We start from the raw sequence: 18277 nt of genomic DNA, 5'->3' as shown, positions 1-18277 counted from the left end.
ATGTGGACGTATATAAAACGTGATAAAAGATTTTGGATAAGCATTGGGTTTCTTCTCCTATTAGTTCTTTTGAGCATCGGAAATACGTTATGGAATGATGGACATATTAGACAAATTACATTGCAATATGATGTGGATGAAAATCCACAAGTGCCACCGTTTCCACCTTCATTCCAATTTTTACTCGGGACAGACCGGAAAGGGTATGACCTGTTACATTTAGTCATTGAGGGCGCGAAGTGGACGATTGGTATATCTATTTTAATTGCGGCACTTAGAATGGTAATAGGTGTGTTTTTCGGTGTCGTACTCGGAACGTATATAAAAAGAGGATTTTCAAAAATTGAGGCTTTCTTTGATAGTTTTACAGTTATTCCGACAGTTATGATTGCGTATTTTTTTCTTCAATCTGCAAATGCATTTGGAAGCGGAGAGGAGACAACAACCTTTTTTGAAAGGGCTTCGTTTCAAGTGGTATTACTTGTACTGCTTGTAATGCCAGTTATTGCACTGTATGTTGCGAAGGAAGTTAGTAAATTGCGAACGGAAGAATTTGTTGATGCCGCGCGCATATTAGGCGGATCGAGAAGACGTATTGTTATAAAACATATTTTTCCGCATCTCTATATGACTTTTATACTCGTATTTCTTCAGCAGTTTACGCAGACTCTTACTATTTTACTGCACTTAGGATTACTTGAAGTGTTCTTTGGTGGGACTGTTACGTTTGGTGGACCTATAAAAGAGGTGGAATCTTATACGAATGAATGGTCAGGTTTAATTGGAGTATACTTTAGATCATTAACAGTGCATCCATGGATTCCTCTCGTCCCAATTACATTTTTCGGGCTAACTATTTTTTCAGGAAATATGATTGTGAAAAGTATAGAAGAGGCAATGTTGAAAGTAAGATTAGGAGGGGAGAGAAAGAGGAAAGATGTAGAAGAGGAACAATCTGTTGTGCAGTCGAAAGAAGAGTTATTTACTTTTAAACATACGATGTGAAGAGAAAGAAGAAGCAAGCATGGATTTCATGCTTGCTTCTTTTCTTTATTTTGTAGAAACTTCACCTGCAGCTTCTGTTTGCGGAATAAAGTATCCAATTATACCACCGATTATTGCTGGAATGATCCAGCCAATTCCTAAGTTATAAAAAGGAATGGTGTGTACGATATTAGCGATAAAATCTGGTATCATTTCCACATTATCAAGTGCATGAATACAGCTAATAATAAACGCTGCGATCATCGCTCCAATGTAGACAGAAGGTTTACGTTTCGTATATTTATCGATAAATGATACGAAAACTAAAATGATCGTAATTGGGTACAAAATAATTAATACAGGTAAAGTAATTTTAATTAATAAGCTTAATCCTAAGTTTGAAATAACGAAACTAAAGATACAAACGTATAGTACAAGCTTTTTGTATGAAACATTTGTTAGCACTGTTGTGAAGTAATTTGCAAATGCACTTACAACACCAATTGCCGTTGTTAAACAAGCGAAGATAATGGCGATACTTAATAAAATATTACCGCTTGTCCCAAAAAATTGATACATAACAGTAGCTAATAGCTGCCCACCATTTTCGAATTGTCCTAAGTTTCCGTTTGAAGCTCCGATATAACCGAGTAAGAAGTAAACAATTGTTAAGAATAGAGCAGCGATACTTCCGCAAATGATTGTATATTTCGCGATAGATTTCTTCTCTTGTATACCGTTTTGACGAATTGCATTTACAACAATTGTTGATAGTACGAGAGCCCCAATTGCATCTAACGTTAAAAATCCTTCAAGAAATCCTTTGAAAAACGGGATGTCTTTATAGTCACCGATAGGTTCTGCAAACGTCCCTGGTGAAAGAATCGCTTTTGTTGCCATAATTGCAATAATTACAAGTAAAATTGGCGTTAATATTTTACCGATATGATCTACTAGCTTGGATGGATTTAATGATAAGAAGTAAACGAATGTAAAGAAAATCGCACTAAAAACTAACATAGAATACCATTGATCTGGGAAAAGTGGTGCAATCCCGATTTCATAAGATACAGATCCAGTTCGTGGAATAACAAATAGTGGGCCGATTGAAAGATAAATAATGATAGCGAATACTGCTGCGAATTTTGGATGAACACGGCTCGCTAAAGTGTTAAAACTACCACCAGCAAGGGCAACAGCAACGATAGCAAGTAAAGATAAACCGACGTCTGTAATAATAAAACCTGTAATGGAAACCCACATATTTTCTCCGGAAGAAAGACCGAGAAGGGGCGGGAAAATCATATTACCAGCACCGAAGAAAACTGCGAATAGTAATAAACTAATCGAAAGTATTTGCGCTGGTTTTAAAGTTGTATGCATATAAAGAAAATCCTCCTAATGAGTGTTTTTGTCGAAAATTCAAACAATTTGTCGAGTAACTGTTATTATTTTAAAGGTCTGATGACTAGAAAGCAATAGGGAATTTTGAAAATATTAAAAAATAATGCATTAAATCGAATAAATATACTATTTATATGTTTAATAGGAAGGATTTAACTTTTAACGTAAAAAAACACATATCGCTAGGATACGTGTATTAAAAATATATTTTTCTATCGCGTTCTTCTTTTAAAATTTCAACCGCTTCTCGGAAACGTTGTGAATGAACGATTTCACGTTCACGTAAGAAGCGTAGACTATCATTTATATCTGGATCATCGGATAAGTTAATGAGCCATTGATATGTTGCTCGTGCTTTTTCTTCAGCTGCAATATCCTCGTATAGATCGGCAATTGGATCACCTTTAGCCTGTATATAGGTTGCAGTAAATGGAACACCAGCAGCGTTATGGTAATGAAGAGCACTGTCATGATCAGCGTAATGAGGGTCAAGACCAGCAGCTTTCATTTGTTCAGGGGTCGCATCTTTCGTCAGCTTATAAACCATCGTAGCAATCATTTCAAGGTGAGCAAATTCTTCTGTACCAATATCAGTAAGTAGGCCAATGACTTTATCAGGAATTGTATAACGTTGATTTAAGTAACGTAGCGCAGCAGCTAATTCTCCATCTGCACCACCGTATTGCTCGATTAATAATTTTGCAAGTGCGGGATTGCAAGTTCCCACTTTAACTGGGTATTGTAATTTCTTTTCATAAATCCACATAGTTTCTCTCCTTTATATTTGCCATGGCCAAGGACCTTTGCTCCATTCCCAAGGGGCATTAGAATAGCTGTTTCCAAACTGTTGGAGTGGTCCGTATTTTTCTTCCATCTTTTGTTTTAATACTCTCCGTTTATAGGAAAAGTCATTAAATTGATTAATCGCAGCGGTGTCATCTGGATGTGTATCTAAATAAAGAGTGAGTTCAACTAGTACAAAGTCCAGTTCTTGAAGCTCCAGTAAAAGTTTATAGTATTCTTCTGGTAGCGATTGATTCACGACAGTAGTCACCGCCCTTTTTTATAAGGATTTTCATAATAGTCATAAAAAACAGGCCATAAAGTCCCTTTTTGTAGTGCTTCTTTTGGTGTGAATTGTGGTAAGTTTGGCGGTTGAAAGCCTAAAAATAAATTAGGAGGAGTAGAATAATATTTTTTTCCAATAGGAGGACAGGGATCGAGAGGACTATGATAGGGCACGAATGATCTCATATATTTATTCACGAATAAACCTCCTTAAGTGTTCATTACTACGTATTGTATTCAGACATAATAGGCATTTATGACACATATAAAAAAGTAATAGGTACGGGGGGAATGAATGTGGAGAATGTGAAACAATTCATTGTATTGGAAGTGAAAAACTTAAAGGAAACTTTGTATTTTTACGAAGGGATTTTAGGAATTAAACCTAGTTTAGAAAGACCTCAATTAGATGTAACAGGGGTTTGGTATGATGCTGACTCAACGAGAATTAGTTTTATTATGAAGCGCAGTTTGGGCGGGCGTGAGAAGAGTGTTACGGACTCAGTTGATGTTCTAACGTTTTCAATTTCTAACATAGAGAATGTAAAGAAGAGGTTAGTATTTTATAAAATCGCATACACAGAAAACAAAAGTGAGAAGAGTATTGTGGTACAAGACCCGGATGGATATAAACTTCAAGTGATAGAGAAGGATGAATAGACGGAGGGGATTTAGTGGAGAGAAATTATGAAGAAAGTGCGTTGTTTGAGCATCAATTTTGGTTAAAAGTACTTACTGATCATGCACAATTTTTACTGGATGCATTAGCTCCGAAGGAAAAAGAGGATATAAAAAAAGCTACTTACTTTGTTGAAACATTTACGAATTTGTTAAATAAAGTTCGGAATGTGAATCTGATGGCATTTTCAAAAGAGGCAGAACAAGCCGCTAAGGAGATTCGGGCGTTTAAATTAAATATTATACAGAAGCAGTTGGAAGGGAAAATTACGATTCATTTTACGCCAACTTTTATTAATCATATGGTAAACGAAGTGGAAGAGTATATAGCAGTTTTAGAGTTTTTGAAGAAAGGGGAAGTTCCGCCTGTTTTTCATGAATTACATTATCATCTCGTTTGGTTAACGGATGCGGCTGGTCACGCAGGCTCTATTTCTGGTGGATTAGATCTTGTTGAAAAAAGATTAAAAGAGAAAAGCGAAGAATTTACGAAGCATTTTGAACAATTTTACTTAAAGGCAGTTGAAATGACAGGGTATTTACGAACGGAGCTTCATCATTTTCCAGCATTAAAGAAGTTTACGAAAGATGTTTCACTTGAATTGAAATTATTTTCGCATTTTTTACATGAAGTGGAAGAGCTCGAGTTATCGAATGAAGTATTAAGTGTATTATCGGCTAGAATGGCAGATCATATGGCAAGAGAGGAATGTTACTACTTATTAAAACTAGCTCAATCGTCTGGACTTGAAATGCCGAAATGTAATCCGCTTTAAAGAAAAAGAGGTCAATTTTATTTGGCCTCTTTTTCTGTTTTATTGTCTCTTTTTATTTTTGCTTGTTCAATGCTTGCCTGTAATGTCTCCATAATATTAATGATGTTCGGAGTTGGAGAGATTGTTTCAGTTTTTTCCTGTTGTTCAATTTTATTCTCGATTAATTCGGTAAGGGCTTCTTTATATTCATCTGTATACATTTCTTGTTCAAAAGGATTTGTAAGGTGGTGGATTAAATTAATTGCTGCGGTGAGTTCTTGTTTTTGTATAGGATAATTTTCGTTACTTGGTAAGTTAGGTGTATTTGTTATAGCGCGAATTTCATTAGGGTAGTGGATGGTTTGTAACATTAGTCCATCTTCAAAGTTACGGATAATAGCTAAATGTTGTTTTTTTCTAATAGAAATATGAATAAGCCCAAGTTTATTTGTACGTTCAAGAGCTTCTTTTAATAATAAATACGATTTTTCATGTCCTGGGGTAGGTCCTATAAAATAAGAGCGATCATAAAGAACAGAATCGATTTCGTTATTTTGGACAAAAGATATAATACGAATGGATCGTGGTTCATGAGCTTGTTGTAATTCAGCTAATTCTTTTTCATCCATAATAATATATTTATGAGGTGCATATTCATAGGCTTTTACAATATCTGTATCATCAATTTCTTCATCCGTACAATCAGGAGCAAATTTTTTATATTTAATAGGTGTTAAACATTCTTTATGGAGGCTTAAAAATTTTATATCGTTTTCTTCTACGGCACTGTATAGTTTAATTCCTATATTTAATAGTCCAAGTGAAAGTGCACCTTTCCAGACGGTATGCAAATGAAACATCTCCTTTCGTTCAAAAATGGTTATGTATATTATGAGATAGTAAGAAATTTCCTATACGTTTTTGTTTTTTACGGAAGGGATTGGGATATAAAATATATTGACAAGCCCTCTGAAATATTTTAATGTGAGTGTATAAAATTGTGTATAAAGGGGAGTAACTTATTACAATAAAGTCGTCATTACAGGGAGAAACCCTCGGCTTTATTGGCAACGTTTCGTTGTTAGTGAGACCTTTACCAGCAATGGTAAAGGCCCCTTTCTGTCTTTTTGAGGACCCTTACCATATTTGGTAGGGTCCTTTTCGTATACAAAGAGAGGAGAAATAAAAATGAAAAAACTTATTAGTAGATTAAGAGTTGTATTTCATGTCCGTCGTTTCGTTCCATTCCTATTTGACTTTTTTACTTCAAAAGAGGTTTCAATAAAGAAGAAAATTTTATCTGTTGCTTTTTTAGTTGGGTATGTAGCGATGCCGCTCGATTTAATTCCAGACTTCCTACCGTTTATCGGTATTTTAGATGATATTGGAGTTGTGTTATTTATTTTGAACCGAATTGTAAAAATGGCGCCAGTTCAATTACAAGAAAAGCATAACGTAAACGTAGGATAGGAGTTAAAAATATGGAGCAAATTATTTTAGATATAATCGAGTTTTTAAAGCAGTTTTCTTATTTTGGAGTTGTGTTAGCATTAACGTTTGAATTTATTCCGGCAGAAGTAGTGTTGCCTATGGTTGGGTATTGGGTATACGAGGGAGATATGAATTTTTGGTTGGCTGTATTAGCAGGGACACTTGGTGGAACGACAGGACCTTTAACGTTATATGCACTCGGTTATTACGGTGGTCGTCCGCTATTAATAAAATACGGAAAATACTTCTTTATTAAAGAAGAACAAATTCAAAAAGCAGATGATTTCTTTGAGAAATATGGACCAGTTGTAGCATTTGTTGGACGCTTTGTACCAGGGGTTCGAACGCTTATTTCTGTTCCATGTGGTATGGCAAAAATGAACATATGGAAATTTAGTATTTATACATTTGTAGCAATGTTCCCGTTAACGACTTTGTATGTTTATTTTGGAATGAAATTAGGTCCACATTGGGAAAAAGCAGCGGATGTTGTTGGACAATATATGCTACCGATATTAGGAGGCGTTATTCTTATTGTTGCTAGTATCTTTGTCTATAAATATATGAAAAAAAGAAACAAAACGGAATCTATCTAGTCATTTGAATATTTTTTGAAAATAGATGAATAGTACAGGCAAAAGACTCTGGGGGACATACACATATAGGGAATATAAAAGAGAGAGGGGAAACAACTATGTCTTGTGAGTGCTCAGGGTCAGCGTTAACTTGTTGTCCAGATAAAAATTATGTGCAAGATAAAGTGTGTAGTCCGTGGTCAGGAACTGTAGTGGCGACTGCTATTACGAATGTACTGTACAACAATAATATTAATCAAAATATGATTGGAACAGGGTTTGTTCGATATGACGTCGGACCGGCTCCGATCACACTGACAGTTTTAGATGCAGCAGGCGCTACAATTGATACACAAACATTAAACCCAGGAACAAGTATAGCTTTTACGTACCGTCGTTTCGTAACAATTGAAGTAACTTTACCTGCTGCAACAGCTGGAACATATCAAGGGGAGTTTTGTATAACTACACGTTATCCACTTTCATAATAGAAAAGGAGAGGGCTAAGATGTACAATTCTAACTTATCATGCTGTTCCAGTAAAACACTTGTTCAAGATCAGGTATGTATAGATTGGGCTGCTACTGGTGCGGTAACTGAAACAGTGTATACGAATAATATTACGCAAGATTTATATGCATCAGGTTATGTGAAATATGATGTAGGTACAGCTCCAATTACGGTGAATTTTTTAGTAGGAGCGACAGTGGTGAATACAATTACTGTACAACCACAAAGCAGTGGATCATTTACAGTAAGATACTTTACTACAATTCAAATTGTAACAACAGGAACGGGAGTAAGCCAAGGACAATTATGTCTGACAGTACGTTATCCAATTTCATAAGCAAAAGCATACCAAGTGGTATGCTTTTTTATATAGTTTGTAAGTTAAGGGGGTGAAGAAATTTATAAGCAAAATGAGAATTGACAACAATATTTTCCTTCCATATATCGGGTTGGGTTATTTGGAATATCAATGATAGCCACAGATTGTAAGGATTGACCTGTATATGACATTGTGTTGCCAGGATAGACTGTAAAAGTATTTGTCACCTTTCCGATAATTTGAACGGTAATTCCTGCAGTACTACTAGTACTATTATACACAGAAATGGTACCAGATATTTTAACTACACCATCTCCTTCCCATAAGATTAATGTAGGATTTTCAGAAGGTGGTGGAATTTCTTTTGTTATAAGAAAATTACCGGCAAATTCATTTGTAATTAATTCACAGCCTGGTGGTTCTGGTGGATTAGGTGGATCATAGGGAGGGCAGATGATAGATAAAGGGGCATAACAGCCGATATTTTTTTTACAAGCCATTAGTAGCTCCTCCCTTCATACTTTCTTTTTATTACTATTAAATGTTGGAAAACGATAGTTGTGTTAATAAAGGGGCGAAAAATTTCAGGAAAGTTTGTTTAATAGGCTTCCAAATCATAATAATGAATAAGAGTCTGTTAGACACAAGGTACTTGTATAAGATAATACAAGTAATGTTGGATGTTACAGAAAAATGACTGTATATTTACAAAAGTTAAATAAATTTCATTTTCACTTTAAACGAAGTTAATATGTGTTCGATACAATAACCATTGTAATTAATTCATTATATGAGGAGGATTTACGTGGACAGAACTGATTTACGAAAAGTAAAAGGCCTTATTGGATTATTAATGGTTTTTGTATTAGCATTCGTATCATTTCCATGGAGCACATCAGTTAAAGCAGAAGAGAAAAAGCAAGAAAAGGCATCAAGTGAGAAGAAGATAGTTTTTCCAGTTGTAAGTGATGTACATATTAAAAATAGTGGAACGGATGATACGTTTCGCTGGAAAAGAGCGATTGAACAGTTTAATGCATTAGCACCGAAGCAAGATGCGTTCGTAATTGTGGGAGACTTTACTGATTCAGGATCGGTACAACAGTATGATCGTTTCATGCAAGTATATAATGAAAATGCAAATAAAGATGCGGTACGAATGAATTCTCTAGGGAATCATGATTATTGGAATGGCTTATCAGAAGCTGGAGCGCAAAAGAGATTTTTAGAAAAAACAGGTATGGAATCAATTTATTATCATAAAGTGGTCAAAGGTTATCACTTCCTTGTTATGTCTCCAGAGAATGGAACAACACATGGTTATTATTCGGACAAGCAAATTAATTGGTTAAAAGAAGAAATGGCAAAAGCACAAAAAGATGATCCAGAAAAACCGATTTTTGTATTTTTACATCAACATATTAAAGATACAGTGTACGGTAGTCAGGAATGGGGAACACAAGATAGCACGAAAATTAATGCAGTATTAAAAGAATACCCACAAGTTATTACGTTTTCAGGTCATTCACATTATCCGTTAGATGATCCGAGATCGATACATCAAAAAGACTTTACATCAGTTGGTACATCTTCAGTAAGTTATATGGAAGTTGAAGGTGGTAAAGTACAAGGGAATATCCCGCCAGGAGCTAGTACGTTAAGCCAAGGTTTATTAGTAGAAGTAGATGAAGAAGAAGTGACGATTAATCGCCGTGATTTCCATACGAATTCTTGGACAGGCGAGCCTTGGAAAATTAAATTACCAGCAAAGAAAGAAACATTTACACATGTAGAAGATCGTGATAAAGAAAAGCCTTACTTTGCTAAAGATGCAAAGCTTGCTATATCAAATGTAACAGAAAATGCGGCAACAGTAACATTCCCGCAAGCATTGGACAATCTTCTTGTTCATTCTTATCGTGTACAAGCTAAAGATAAGCAGACTGGAGAAATAAAGAATAAATTGTTAGCATTCTCAGAGTTTTATCGTGATCCAGTGCCAAAAGATCTTACATTTACACTTGCGGGATTAGATGGCGGGAAAGCATATACACTTGAAGTAGTTGCGATTGATTCATTTGGCAATGAAACCGCGCAGCCGTTAACTGCGGAAATTACTACGAAAAAAGATAATATTGACCCGAATGTGAAAGTACCAAAAGCTGATGTTTTCGATGTAAACTTTGCAGATGGTACATTTAAAGACAATTCACCATTTGGTACAAAAGGTGATGTGAAGGGCAATGTGACTATTGAATATGATAAAGCATTGAAGAAGAATGTTATGAAGTTAAACGGAAAAGCAAATACATTTGGATATCTTCCATTTTCAGCAGCACAAAAAGAAAAAGTAGCAAATACGTTTACGTTAGAAACTGTATTTTCAATGAATGAAATTCGCGGACAAGGCATCTTGCAAAATACAGAGAGCGGCGGAATTGGATTTGAGTCTACAGGAAGTGGATATGTTGAATTATGGGCTCACATTGGAGGTAGCTATAAACGTGTTGGAGTTCAATTAGAAGCGAACAAAACGTATCATTTAACAGGAACGTATAACGGAAGCGAAGTGGCAATTTACGTAGATGGTAAAAAAGTAAATAGTCAGCCAGCTACTGGGAAAGTGTATCATCCGAACGTACCATTTGCATTTGGAGCGGATCCTGATAGTAACGGAAATGGTGGTATTCCGTTAAATGGACAAATCGCGCTTGCGAAATTATATAGTAAAGCGTTAAGTTCTTCAGAAGTATTAGCAGCGTACAATGAGTTTTTTAACCGTACGAAGTTAGAGCAAGTAACTGCGTTATTTGAAGAGCTTGGAAAAGTAAAAGAAGTGTTAGCGGGTACGTATGAATTTGGTAATAAGCCAGGTCAATATTCAAAGGAAGCATTTCAAGAACTAGAAAAAAGCTATAACATTGCAAAGCAAGCATTTGAAAATGTAGGAAGTACTGGGGAACAAATTATTCAAACATATAACGAATTAAAATCAGCTAATGTAACATTCGTACAATCAAAAGTGGCAGAAGAACAACCAAAAACAACGAAAGAAAAATTACAAATCAATATTGAATCTGCAAAAGCAGTAGTGAAGAAAGCGCAAGCTGTAAATGTAACAGATGGTTCAGTGAAATCATTACAACAAAAAATTACAGTTGCAGAAGCTGTATTACAAGATGTGCAAGTAAAAGATGAACAGGTAGAAACGATGAATCGTACATTAGAGTATGCGATTTCACTTGTTGAAAAAAGTATGAACAAATAAGAGAGAAGAAAAGAAGCTGATCATGATAGGCTTCTTTTTTGTTATACTAAAAGTAGCATAGAAAGAAGGAGCGAATAATTTGGAACAGAAAAAGCTAAAAAGAATTCTTGAATATGTATGGATCGCGGTTGTGCTCCTTGTAGGATATTATTTATTAAAAGATAAAAGTATTTGGGTTTTATTCTTAATGACGTTTTTATTAGCAGGATTAGGAACGTTATTTATTAACTTCTTCTTTGATAGTTTGAATGCCTGGAAGAAGAAAAAGAAGGGGACGAAGTAAAGGAGGGAATATATGCAAAAGTGGAAGCTCATATATCAGGTGATTATTTTCTTAGTGCTTGTGGGTATTGGAATGATCAAATACTCGACAACAATAGGAAATTGGGCATGGTTTACAGCTTGCATCGGCATATTTTTCATTTTACAATCGTTAACGAAAAAATATAATAGTACAGAAAGATAGCTCGCCGTTTTATCGGCGAGCTATTTTGTTATGCTTTTTTCTGTTCATCATTTGTTTTTTCAATAGCTAAATGACTATGCTTTCTAGAGTAGAAGAAATAGAAGCATAAGCCGACTATAAGCCAAACTGCAAAGCTAATCCATGTTGTTTTAGACAAATTGATCATTAAATATAAGCAGCAAAGAATCGCGACAACTGGTAGTACAGGTACGAAAGGTGTGCGGAATCCGCGTTTTAAGTCAGGGTGTGTTTTTCGTAAAATAAGTACTGCGCAGCAAACGAATGTAAAGGCTGTTAACGTGCCGATGTTTACTAAATTCGCTAGCAAATGTAAGTCTAAAAGGCCTGCTAATAAAGCAGCAACAACGCCAGTAATCCACGTATTTAATAAAGGGATTTTTACTCTTTTATTTACACGTGCTAACGCTTTTGGAAGTAGACCGTCACGGCTCATTGCATACGAAACGCGAACTTGTCCATACATAACGACTAAGAGGACGGTTGTCATTCCAGTCATCGCTCCAACAGCGAGTAGTCCTGCAATTGTATCCTCACCAACGAAATGCAATGCAAATGCAACTGGATCAGAAACGTCTAATTGCGTATAAGGAACCATACCTGTTAAAACGAAAGATACAATCATATATAAAACAGTACAAATAAGAAGAGAACCGATAATACCAATTGGTAAATCACGCTGCGGTTTTTTCGTTTCTTCTGCAGCGGTTGCGATTGCATCAAAACCTAAAAAGGCGAAAAACACAGTGGCAGCGCCAGTAATAATACCGTCGTATCCGAATGGAATGAACGGTGTCCAGTTTTCAGGTTTTACATATTTTGCGCCTGCTACGATAAAAGCGATAATAACTGCTAGCTTGATAAGAACCATAATATTATTAATGCGAGCGCTTTCGCGTATACCGAAACTTAAAAGACCAGTAATAAGAAGTAAAATACAGACAGCGGGTAAATCGATGAGGCCACCTTTTCCTACGCCAGGGGCCGAGGCGATTATGGCGGGCAGGTGTATATTGAAACCTTGTAGTAATGATTGTAAATAACCAGACCAACCGACAGCTACTGCTGCAACGGCAAGTAAATATTCGAGCATTAAACACCATCCGACGATGAAGGCGACGACTTCTCCGACTGTCATATATGCGTAAGTATACACACTTCCTGAGACAGGAATAGAAGAAGCAAATTCAGCGTAACAAAAGGCTACACAAGCACAAGTAAATGCAGCAATAAGGAATGATAGCATAATACCAGGACCAGAATGTTTTGCTGCAACAATACCTGTTAATACAAAGATCCCTGTCCCAATTACGGCGCCGATTCCTAAAAACGTTAAATCGAGTGCAGTTAATGTTCTAGCTAGCTGCTTTGGTGATTCAGTACTAAGCGCTTTTTTTCGTAATAATGACTTCACTTTGGACTCTCCCCCCGTTTTTTCATTTCCATAACTGCGACTATAGTATGAGCCCATTAAAAAAGAGTAAGTAAGGAAGTGGAGGTGCAGTTATGGTATATAGTTTTTAAAATTGCTGGATTAATCTTAATATAATTCAGAATATTTTGTCAAATAAAAATATGACAAATAAAATGCGGATCAATAGGGGAAACTACTTGCAGAAATGGACGGGGGTTAACGACCCACTGATTAAAGTTAAAGTAGGAGCAGATGCTATGTTATTTTATTTTGAACTTGTCGTCATTTTACTTTGTACGAAATTAGCTGGTGACATTAGTGTAAGACTTGGTCAGCCTTCTGTACTTGGTAAGTTAATTGTCGGTATTATTATCGGTCCGGCTGTACTCGGTATTATTAATAGTTCTGAACTGATTGATGAACTGAGTGAGATTGGTGTTTTGTTGCTTATGTTTATGGCGGGACTTGAAACGGATTTAGAAGAGTTAAATCGGAATTTGAAATCGTCATTTGCAGTAGCGGCTGGTGGAATTATTTTTCCTTTCATCGGTGGTTATGTAACAGGATTGCTGTTTGGATTAATACAGTCCCATGCCATTTTTTTAGGGTTATTACTTTGCGCAACATCGGTTAGTATTACGGTCCAGACGCTACGTGATCTAGGAAAAATGAATACGAGAGAAAGTACAACAATTTTAGGTGCTGCCGTATTTGATGATGTCATTGTCGTTATTTTATTGGCATTTGTAATGAGTTTTTTAGGAACACAAGATGTGAATATAACACTTGTCATTGTAAAGAAAATTATTTTCTTTGTAAGTATTGTTTTTATTGCTTGGAAAGTCGTTCCTTGGATTATGAAAATGCTTGTACCGCTTCGTGTAACAGAAGCGTTAATTAGCGCGGCTCTTATTATTTGCTTCTCTTTTTCTTATTACAGTGAAATGATGGGAATTGCAGGCATTATTGGAGCATTTGCAGCAGGAATTGCTATTTCTCAAACAGAGTATAAGCATGAGGTGGAACATAAAATTGAACCGATTGCTTATGCAATATTTGTTCCAGTATTCTTCGTAAGTATCGGAATGGAAATTACATTTCAAGGCATTGGAAGCCAGCTTTGGTTCATTATTATTATGACTCTCATTGCAATTTTCACAAAGTTAATCGGATCAGGTTTAGGAGCGAGACTGACAGGATTTAATCTCCAATCTTCTATTAGTATTGGCGCGGGGATGGTATCACGTGGTGAAGTAGCGCTTATCATCGCTGCAAATGGACTTACGGCGAATTTATTAGCGAAAGAAAATTTCACAGCGATTGTTATTGTTGTTATATTGACGACGATTATTACACCGCCACTTTTGAAGAAATATTTTGTATAGAGAGGAAGGGCTTATCTGATGTAGGTAAGCTCTTTTTTTATTCCCAAAAGCAATGATCATATAGCATGAAGGGTTTGTAATTATGGTAAAATCTATGTATGTGATATGACAAGGAGAGGGAAGTGTGAAGATTACGAAGGAGAAGGTTATTGGTGTAATCGTACTTATTGCAGTATGTATACCATTTACTGCATGGAAAGAATCAAAAGTGAAAGATTTTCCGGTTTCTATTTTTTCGGAAGAAGCAGATGGTGAGTACGGTCAGAAGCTGAAATATACTGCTTTTTTACCTGATGTTGCGATTTGGATGAACGGTTGGGAAAAGAAGTGGACAGAAGGGGAAAGAACTGTTTATCAAAAAGGGAATCGCATTGTAAATGTGTTTCATCCTCCTGGCGATGATGGTTTTTACCTTATTGAAGCAAGAGAAAATAAGTGAACGCAACCGTAAGAAGTGGAGGTTAAATAGTGAAAGCTTCAACATTACTATTTAAAATTGAAAGTAATATGGATCAATTTTCACCAGCTGAGAAGAAGGTTGCCATGTACATAATGGAGAATGCAGAGATTGTACCGAATTTAACGACGAAAGAAGTGTCAACGAATGCAGGCGCAAGTGAAGCGAGTGTCGTTCGCTTTTGTAAATCGATTGGAATCGGAAGTTTTAAAGCATTTAAGATAGCACTCGTTCGTGAATTAACGATTGCTGATTATAATATTAACGATTTTTCAGTGATGAATACAGAAGATGGACCGTATGATTTATTTAATAAAGTTACTTATGTGAATAAAGCTGCAATTGAGGCGAGCGTGACGGCGATAGATAAAAAAGAACTTGAAAAAGCTGCAGATCGTATTGTAAATGCCGATAAAATTATCTTTTATGGAGTAGGCGGATCAGCTACTCCGGCGATGGACGGAGCTTATAAATTTACAAGGCTCGGATTTACAGCGATGATGCTATCTGATTTTCATATGATGTTGCCGCTTGTGACGAATTTAAAAGAAGGCGATATATTTGTTGCGATTTCAACATCTGGTCGAACGAAAGATGTGCTTGAAATGGCGCAGTATGCAAAGAGACAAGGTGCAACTGTTATTGGAATTACGAAACTAGATCAATCATCACCGTTATATAAAGAAGCGGATATTCGCCTTTGTATGCCAGATGTAGAACAAGATCATCGTATTGCGAGTATTGCTTCGAGAATGACGCAATTGAATATGATCGATGCTTTATATGTGATTACTTTCAATCGAATTGGTAATAAAGTATTGAATCAATTTATGGAGACGCGAGAAGAAGCGTTGCGGTTACGGAAGTTAAAGTAGAAGAAAAGATGAGGAGACTCATCTTTTTTTATCCCCCTATTTGCCGTGCAGTAAGACCCTCACTTCAAAATTCAGCGGAAGCAAAGAAAGTTAGGTGGGGATCAACTGCCCGTAAATGCCCGATTGGTGCGGGCTAATAATCAGTGGGGATGAACAAAACCCACAATGATTAAAGTTTCACTTTATGATCTTTGACAAAAATATGTCATGTCGTGAAATTTTATTTCATAAAATAAGAAAGAGTAATTGATTTTTAGTTTCTTAAAGTTATAATAAAAGTGTGAAATATAATTTCAAAGAGGGTGGCAATATGTTAGAAAATTTATCGACAGAACATCGTAATGAGAAAACAATGAATTTGGATGAGATGAGCATAAAAGAAGTGTTGCAAAGTATGAATGAAGAAGATCGAACTGTTGCGTTAGCAGTTGAAAAAGAGATAGAACAAATTGAAAAGGTTGTACAGACTGTTATTAAATCTTTTGAAGAAGAGGGACGTTTAATTTACATTGGTGCTGGTACGAGTGGTCGTTTAGGTATTCTAGATGCAGTGGAATGTCCGCCGACATTTGGCACGGATGATAAAATGGTGCAAGGATTTATAGCAGGTGGATTGAAAGCGTTTACTAAAGCGGTGGAAGGTGCCGAAGATCGCGAAGAGTTAGCAGAAGAAGATTTAAAAAGTATTGGATTAAATGAGAAAGATACAGTGATTGGAATTGCTGCAAGTGGCAGAACTCCTTACGTAATTGGCGGCTTGAAATACGCACAGAGTGTAGGAGCGAGTACAGCGAGTATTTCTTGTAATAAAAATGCTGAAATAAGTAAATATGCAAAGTTAAATGTGGAAGTAGAGACAGGTGCAGAAATATTAACAGGATCAACGCGTTTAAAAGCTGGTACAGCACAAAAATTAGTGTTGAATATGATTTCAACAGCTTCGATGATTGGTGTAGGAAAAGTATATAAAAACTTAATGGTAGATGTTCAATCCACAAATGAAAAGTTAGTAGAACGGTCAAAACGAATTATTGTGGAAGCAACAGGCGCTAGTTATGAAGTAGCGGCAGAGTATTATGAAAAGGCAGAACGTAACGTAAAAGCTGCCATTGTTATGGTGTTGTTGCAGTGTGAATATGGGGAAGCACTGGAGAAACTAAAATACGCTAAAGGGTTTGTGAAGAAAGCACTATAAAATAATAGGGAGGGGATTCTATTATGAAGAAAGAAGAGAGAATGGCCAAGGAAATTTCGGAGCAACTTGGAGGAATAAAAAATATTCGTAGTATTGCTCATTGTATGACGAGACTACGATTAACGCTTCATGATGAAAGTAAAGTAAATATGGAACTTTTGAAAAAAGTTGAAGGCGTTATGGGTGTTATAGAAGATGAGACGCTTCAAGTTGTCGTTGGTCCAGGAACAGTAAATAAAGTAGCAGCTGAAATGGAAGGCTTAACAGGACTACGAATTGGTGAGATAGCAGATCATCACCTTGAAGATATTGGGCAAGAGATGAAATCAGAGATTAAGAAGAAAAATAATACACCGGTGAAAAACTTTTTACGAAAAATAGGAAGTATTTTCATTCCGTTAATTCCAGGACTTGTTGCGTCAGGAATTATAAACGGGGTTGCTAACTTTGCGAAAAACGCTGGTGCTGATCCAAATGCAACGTGGTTACAAATGTTACTACTCATTGGCGGCGGTATCTTTACATTCTTAGGAATTTTAGTTGGTTGGAATACAGCGAAAGAGTTCGGCGGGACACCGGTTCTTGGGGCAATTGCTGGCATTTTAATTTTCAACCCGGCGATGGCAAACGTAAAATTGTTTGGTGAAGCATTGGTGCCCGGACGGGGCGGATTATTCGCAGTTATTTTTGCAGCATGGCTTATGGTTGTAGTGGAAAGACAAGTTCGAAAAGCAGTGCCGAATGCAGTTGATATTATCGTGACACCACTCATTACTGTATTAGTTGTAAGTATTGTAACAATGTTAGCCATTCAGCCATTAGCAGGTTTCTTATCAGATGGTATTACGAGCGGAATTAATGCGATTTTAAATATTGGCGGAGCATTTGCTGGCGCAGTACTTGCGGGAACATTTTTACCTCTCGTTATGGTCGGATTGCATCACGGTTTAACACCAATTCATATGGAATTTATTAATCAAACACACGTAACACCTTTATTACCAGTACTAGCAATGGCTGGTGCTGGCCAAGTGGGCGCAGCAATTGCGATTTATGTGAAAACAAAAAACAAACGACTTCGAAATGTAATTAAAGGTGGATTGCCAGTTGGCTTTTTAGGAATTGGTGAGCCGCTATTATACGGGGTTACATTACCACTTGGGAAACCGTTTATTACTGCTTGTTTAGGAGCGGCTGTCGGTGGTGCATTCCAAGCAGTTATGCAAACAGCTTCTCTTGGAATTGGCGTATCAGGGCTATCTTTAATTCCGTTAATTGCTGACAATAAATATTTACTATATTTCTTAGGTTTAGTAATTGCATATGCTTTCGGATTTATCTTTACGTACTTCTTCGGATTTAAAGAAGAAATGGCAGAAAACATATAGAGAAAGGGATTCCTTTCTCTTTTTCTA

General features: G+C 36.2%; 22 protein-coding genes. 15 read left to right on the top strand and 7 right to left on the bottom strand.

Annotated elements, in window-relative coordinates; translation table 11 throughout:
* Positions 1-1005 (top strand): ABC transporter permease, encoded by a 1005-nt coding sequence (locus tag ES895_RS20875; RefSeq protein WP_135238616.1) that lies wholly within the window; start codon positions 1-3, stop codon positions 1003-1005.
* A 45-nt stretch (positions 1006-1050) separates the two neighbouring features.
* On the opposite strand, the gene brnQ2 is transcribed toward ES895_RS20875, so the two are convergent.
* From brnQ2 to ES895_RS20855, 4 genes are all read right to left on the bottom strand, one after another.
* Entirely contained in the window at positions 1051-2367 is a 1317-nt protein-coding gene (gene brnQ2 / locus ES895_RS20870; RefSeq protein ID WP_000557551.1) for a branched-chain amino acid transport system II carrier protein BrnQ2, read from the bottom strand.
* 217 nt (positions 2368-2584) lie between these two features.
* A complete protein-coding gene (gene cotJC / locus ES895_RS20865; protein WP_000265274.1) occupies positions 2585-3154 on the bottom strand; it encodes a spore coat protein CotJC in 570 nt (189 codons plus the stop codon).
* Positions 3155-3166: 12 nt separating this feature from the next.
* Positions 3167-3430 (bottom strand): spore coat protein CotJB, encoded by a 264-nt coding sequence (locus ES895_RS20860; protein ID WP_001076509.1) that lies wholly within the window; start codon positions 3428-3430, stop codon positions 3167-3169.
* 8 nt (positions 3431-3438) lie between these two features.
* Positions 3439-3654, bottom strand: coding sequence for a spore coat associated protein CotJA (locus tag ES895_RS20855; RefSeq protein ID WP_001046257.1), 216 nt, complete (start codon positions 3652-3654; stop codon positions 3439-3441).
* 93 nt (positions 3655-3747) lie between these two features.
* Here ES895_RS20855 and ES895_RS20850 point away from each other — a divergent pair, with 93 nt between their 5' ends.
* Both ES895_RS20850 and ES895_RS20845 read left to right on the top strand, forming a co-directional pair.
* Entirely contained in the window at positions 3748-4116 is a 369-nt protein-coding gene (locus ES895_RS20850; protein WP_044129442.1) for a VOC family protein, read from the top strand.
* Positions 4117-4130: 14 nt separating this feature from the next.
* Complete coding sequence (locus ES895_RS20845) at positions 4131-4910, top strand: DUF2935 domain-containing protein (protein WP_000440974.1); 780 nt, start codon at positions 4131-4133, stop codon at positions 4908-4910.
* A 17-nt stretch (positions 4911-4927) separates the two neighbouring features.
* On the opposite strand, the gene ku is transcribed toward ES895_RS20845, so the two are convergent.
* Positions 4928-5740, bottom strand: coding sequence for a non-homologous end joining protein Ku (gene ku, locus ES895_RS20840; protein WP_016109281.1), 813 nt, complete (start codon positions 5738-5740; stop codon positions 4928-4930).
* Positions 5741-6077: 337 nt separating this feature from the next.
* Here ku and ES895_RS20835 point away from each other — a divergent pair, with 337 nt between their 5' ends.
* The 4 genes from ES895_RS20835 to ES895_RS20820 all read left to right on the top strand — a co-directional run bounded on the left by ES895_RS20835 (position 6078) and on the right by ES895_RS20820 (position 7802).
* Positions 6078-6359 carry a YkvA family protein gene (locus ES895_RS20835; RefSeq protein ID WP_000733854.1) on the top strand — a complete coding sequence of 94 codons (282 nt, stop codon included), beginning with the start codon at positions 6078-6080 and terminating at the stop codon, positions 6357-6359.
* A gap of 11 nt (positions 6360-6370) precedes the next feature.
* Entirely contained in the window at positions 6371-6976 is a 606-nt protein-coding gene (locus tag ES895_RS20830; RefSeq protein WP_000435017.1) for a DedA family protein, read from the top strand.
* A gap of 98 nt (positions 6977-7074) precedes the next feature.
* A complete protein-coding gene (locus ES895_RS20825) occupies positions 7075-7443 on the top strand; it encodes a DUF3992 domain-containing protein (RefSeq protein ID WP_001277547.1) in 369 nt (122 codons plus the stop codon).
* 20 nt (positions 7444-7463) lie between these two features.
* Positions 7464-7802 (top strand): DUF3992 domain-containing protein, encoded by a 339-nt coding sequence (locus ES895_RS20820; protein WP_000282809.1) that lies wholly within the window; start codon positions 7464-7466, stop codon positions 7800-7802.
* A gap of 62 nt (positions 7803-7864) precedes the next feature.
* Here the strand turns inward: ES895_RS20820 and ES895_RS20815 are convergent, their stop codons facing one another.
* A complete protein-coding gene (locus tag ES895_RS20815) occupies positions 7865-8284 on the bottom strand; it encodes an S-Ena type endospore appendage (protein WP_000752308.1) in 420 nt (139 codons plus the stop codon).
* A gap of 305 nt (positions 8285-8589) precedes the next feature.
* Here ES895_RS20815 and ES895_RS20810 point away from each other — a divergent pair, with 305 nt between their 5' ends.
* The 3 genes from ES895_RS20810 (at position 8590) to ES895_RS29390 (ending at position 11518) form a co-directional block, all read left to right on the top strand.
* Positions 8590-11052, top strand: a complete 2463-nt coding sequence (locus tag ES895_RS20810; protein ID WP_000376219.1) for a LamG-like jellyroll fold domain-containing protein — start codon at positions 8590-8592, stop codon at positions 11050-11052.
* Positions 11053-11131: 79 nt separating this feature from the next.
* Complete coding sequence (locus ES895_RS20805; protein ID WP_000435800.1) at positions 11132-11335, top strand: hypothetical protein; 204 nt, start codon at positions 11132-11134, stop codon at positions 11333-11335.
* A 12-nt stretch (positions 11336-11347) separates the two neighbouring features.
* Positions 11348-11518: a hypothetical protein gene (locus ES895_RS29390; protein ID WP_001174851.1), complete on the top strand. Its 171-nt coding sequence runs from the start codon at positions 11348-11350 to the stop codon at positions 11516-11518.
* A gap of 28 nt (positions 11519-11546) precedes the next feature.
* Here ES895_RS29390 and bcaP read toward each other — a convergent pair whose 3' ends face one another.
* A complete protein-coding gene (gene bcaP, locus ES895_RS20800) occupies positions 11547-12950 on the bottom strand; it encodes a branched-chain amino acid transporter BcaP (protein ID WP_084065439.1) in 1404 nt (467 codons plus the stop codon).
* Positions 12951-13111: 161 nt separating this feature from the next.
* On the opposite strand from bcaP, the gene ES895_RS20795 reads away from it, so the two are divergent.
* The 5 genes from ES895_RS20795 (at position 13112) to ES895_RS20775 (ending at position 18250) form a co-directional block, all read left to right on the top strand.
* Complete coding sequence (locus tag ES895_RS20795) at positions 13112-14335, top strand: cation:proton antiporter (protein ID WP_061113410.1); 1224 nt, start codon at positions 13112-13114, stop codon at positions 14333-14335.
* A 124-nt stretch (positions 14336-14459) separates the two neighbouring features.
* Positions 14460-14774, top strand: coding sequence for a hypothetical protein (locus tag ES895_RS20790; protein WP_000704957.1), 315 nt, complete (start codon positions 14460-14462; stop codon positions 14772-14774).
* Between the two features lie 29 nt (positions 14775-14803).
* Positions 14804-15667, top strand: coding sequence for a MurR/RpiR family transcriptional regulator (locus ES895_RS20785; RefSeq protein WP_000648164.1), 864 nt, complete (start codon positions 14804-14806; stop codon positions 15665-15667).
* A gap of 310 nt (positions 15668-15977) precedes the next feature.
* Entirely contained in the window at positions 15978-16862 is an 885-nt protein-coding gene (gene murQ, locus ES895_RS20780; protein ID WP_000892345.1) for an N-acetylmuramic acid 6-phosphate etherase, read from the top strand.
* A 23-nt stretch (positions 16863-16885) separates the two neighbouring features.
* Complete coding sequence (locus ES895_RS20775) at positions 16886-18250, top strand: PTS transporter subunit EIIC (RefSeq protein ID WP_000711300.1); 1365 nt, start codon at positions 16886-16888, stop codon at positions 18248-18250.
* Positions 18251-18277: the final 27 nt, after the last annotated feature.

This window comes from Bacillus sp. 007/AIA-02/001, from assembly GCF_004634455.1.
GTDB classification, from domain to species: Bacteria; Bacillota; Bacilli; order Bacillales; family Bacillaceae_G; genus Bacillus_A; species Bacillus_A cereus.
The sequence above is the reverse complement of the archived record's forward strand: the minus strand, read 5'-3'. Positions and strand labels throughout refer to the sequence as shown.

Coding starts and splice junctions, on each gene's coding strand:
- ES895_RS20820 (WP_000282809.1), top strand. CDS start 7,464: ATGTACAATTCTAACTTATCATGCTGTTCCAGTAAAACACTTGTTCAA.
- ES895_RS20815 (WP_000752308.1), bottom strand. CDS start 8,284: ATGGCTTGTAAAAAAAATATCGGCTGTTATGCCCCTTTATCTATCATC.
- ES895_RS20835 (WP_000733854.1), top strand. CDS start 6,078: ATGAAAAAACTTATTAGTAGATTAAGAGTTGTATTTCATGTCCGTCGT.
- brnQ2 (WP_000557551.1), bottom strand. CDS start 2,367: ATGCATACAACTTTAAAACCAGCGCAAATACTTTCGATTAGTTTATTA.
- ES895_RS20825 (WP_001277547.1), top strand. CDS start 7,075: ATGTCTTGTGAGTGCTCAGGGTCAGCGTTAACTTGTTGTCCAGATAAA.
- ES895_RS20795 (WP_061113410.1), top strand. CDS start 13,112: ATGACAAATAAAATGCGGATCAATAGGGGAAACTACTTGCAGAAATGG.
- murQ (WP_000892345.1), top strand. CDS start 15,978: ATGTTAGAAAATTTATCGACAGAACATCGTAATGAGAAAACAATGAAT.
- ES895_RS20850 (WP_044129442.1), top strand. CDS start 3,748: ATGAATGTGGAGAATGTGAAACAATTCATTGTATTGGAAGTGAAAAAC.
- cotJC (WP_000265274.1), bottom strand. CDS start 3,154: ATGTGGATTTATGAAAAGAAATTACAATACCCAGTTAAAGTGGGAACT.
- ES895_RS29390 (WP_001174851.1), top strand. CDS start 11,348: ATGCAAAAGTGGAAGCTCATATATCAGGTGATTATTTTCTTAGTGCTT.
- ES895_RS20775 (WP_000711300.1), top strand. CDS start 16,886: ATGAAGAAAGAAGAGAGAATGGCCAAGGAAATTTCGGAGCAACTTGGA.
- ES895_RS20875 (WP_135238616.1), top strand. CDS start 1: ATGTGGACGTATATAAAACGTGATAAAAGATTTTGGATAAGCATTGGG.
- ES895_RS20830 (WP_000435017.1), top strand. CDS start 6,371: ATGGAGCAAATTATTTTAGATATAATCGAGTTTTTAAAGCAGTTTTCT.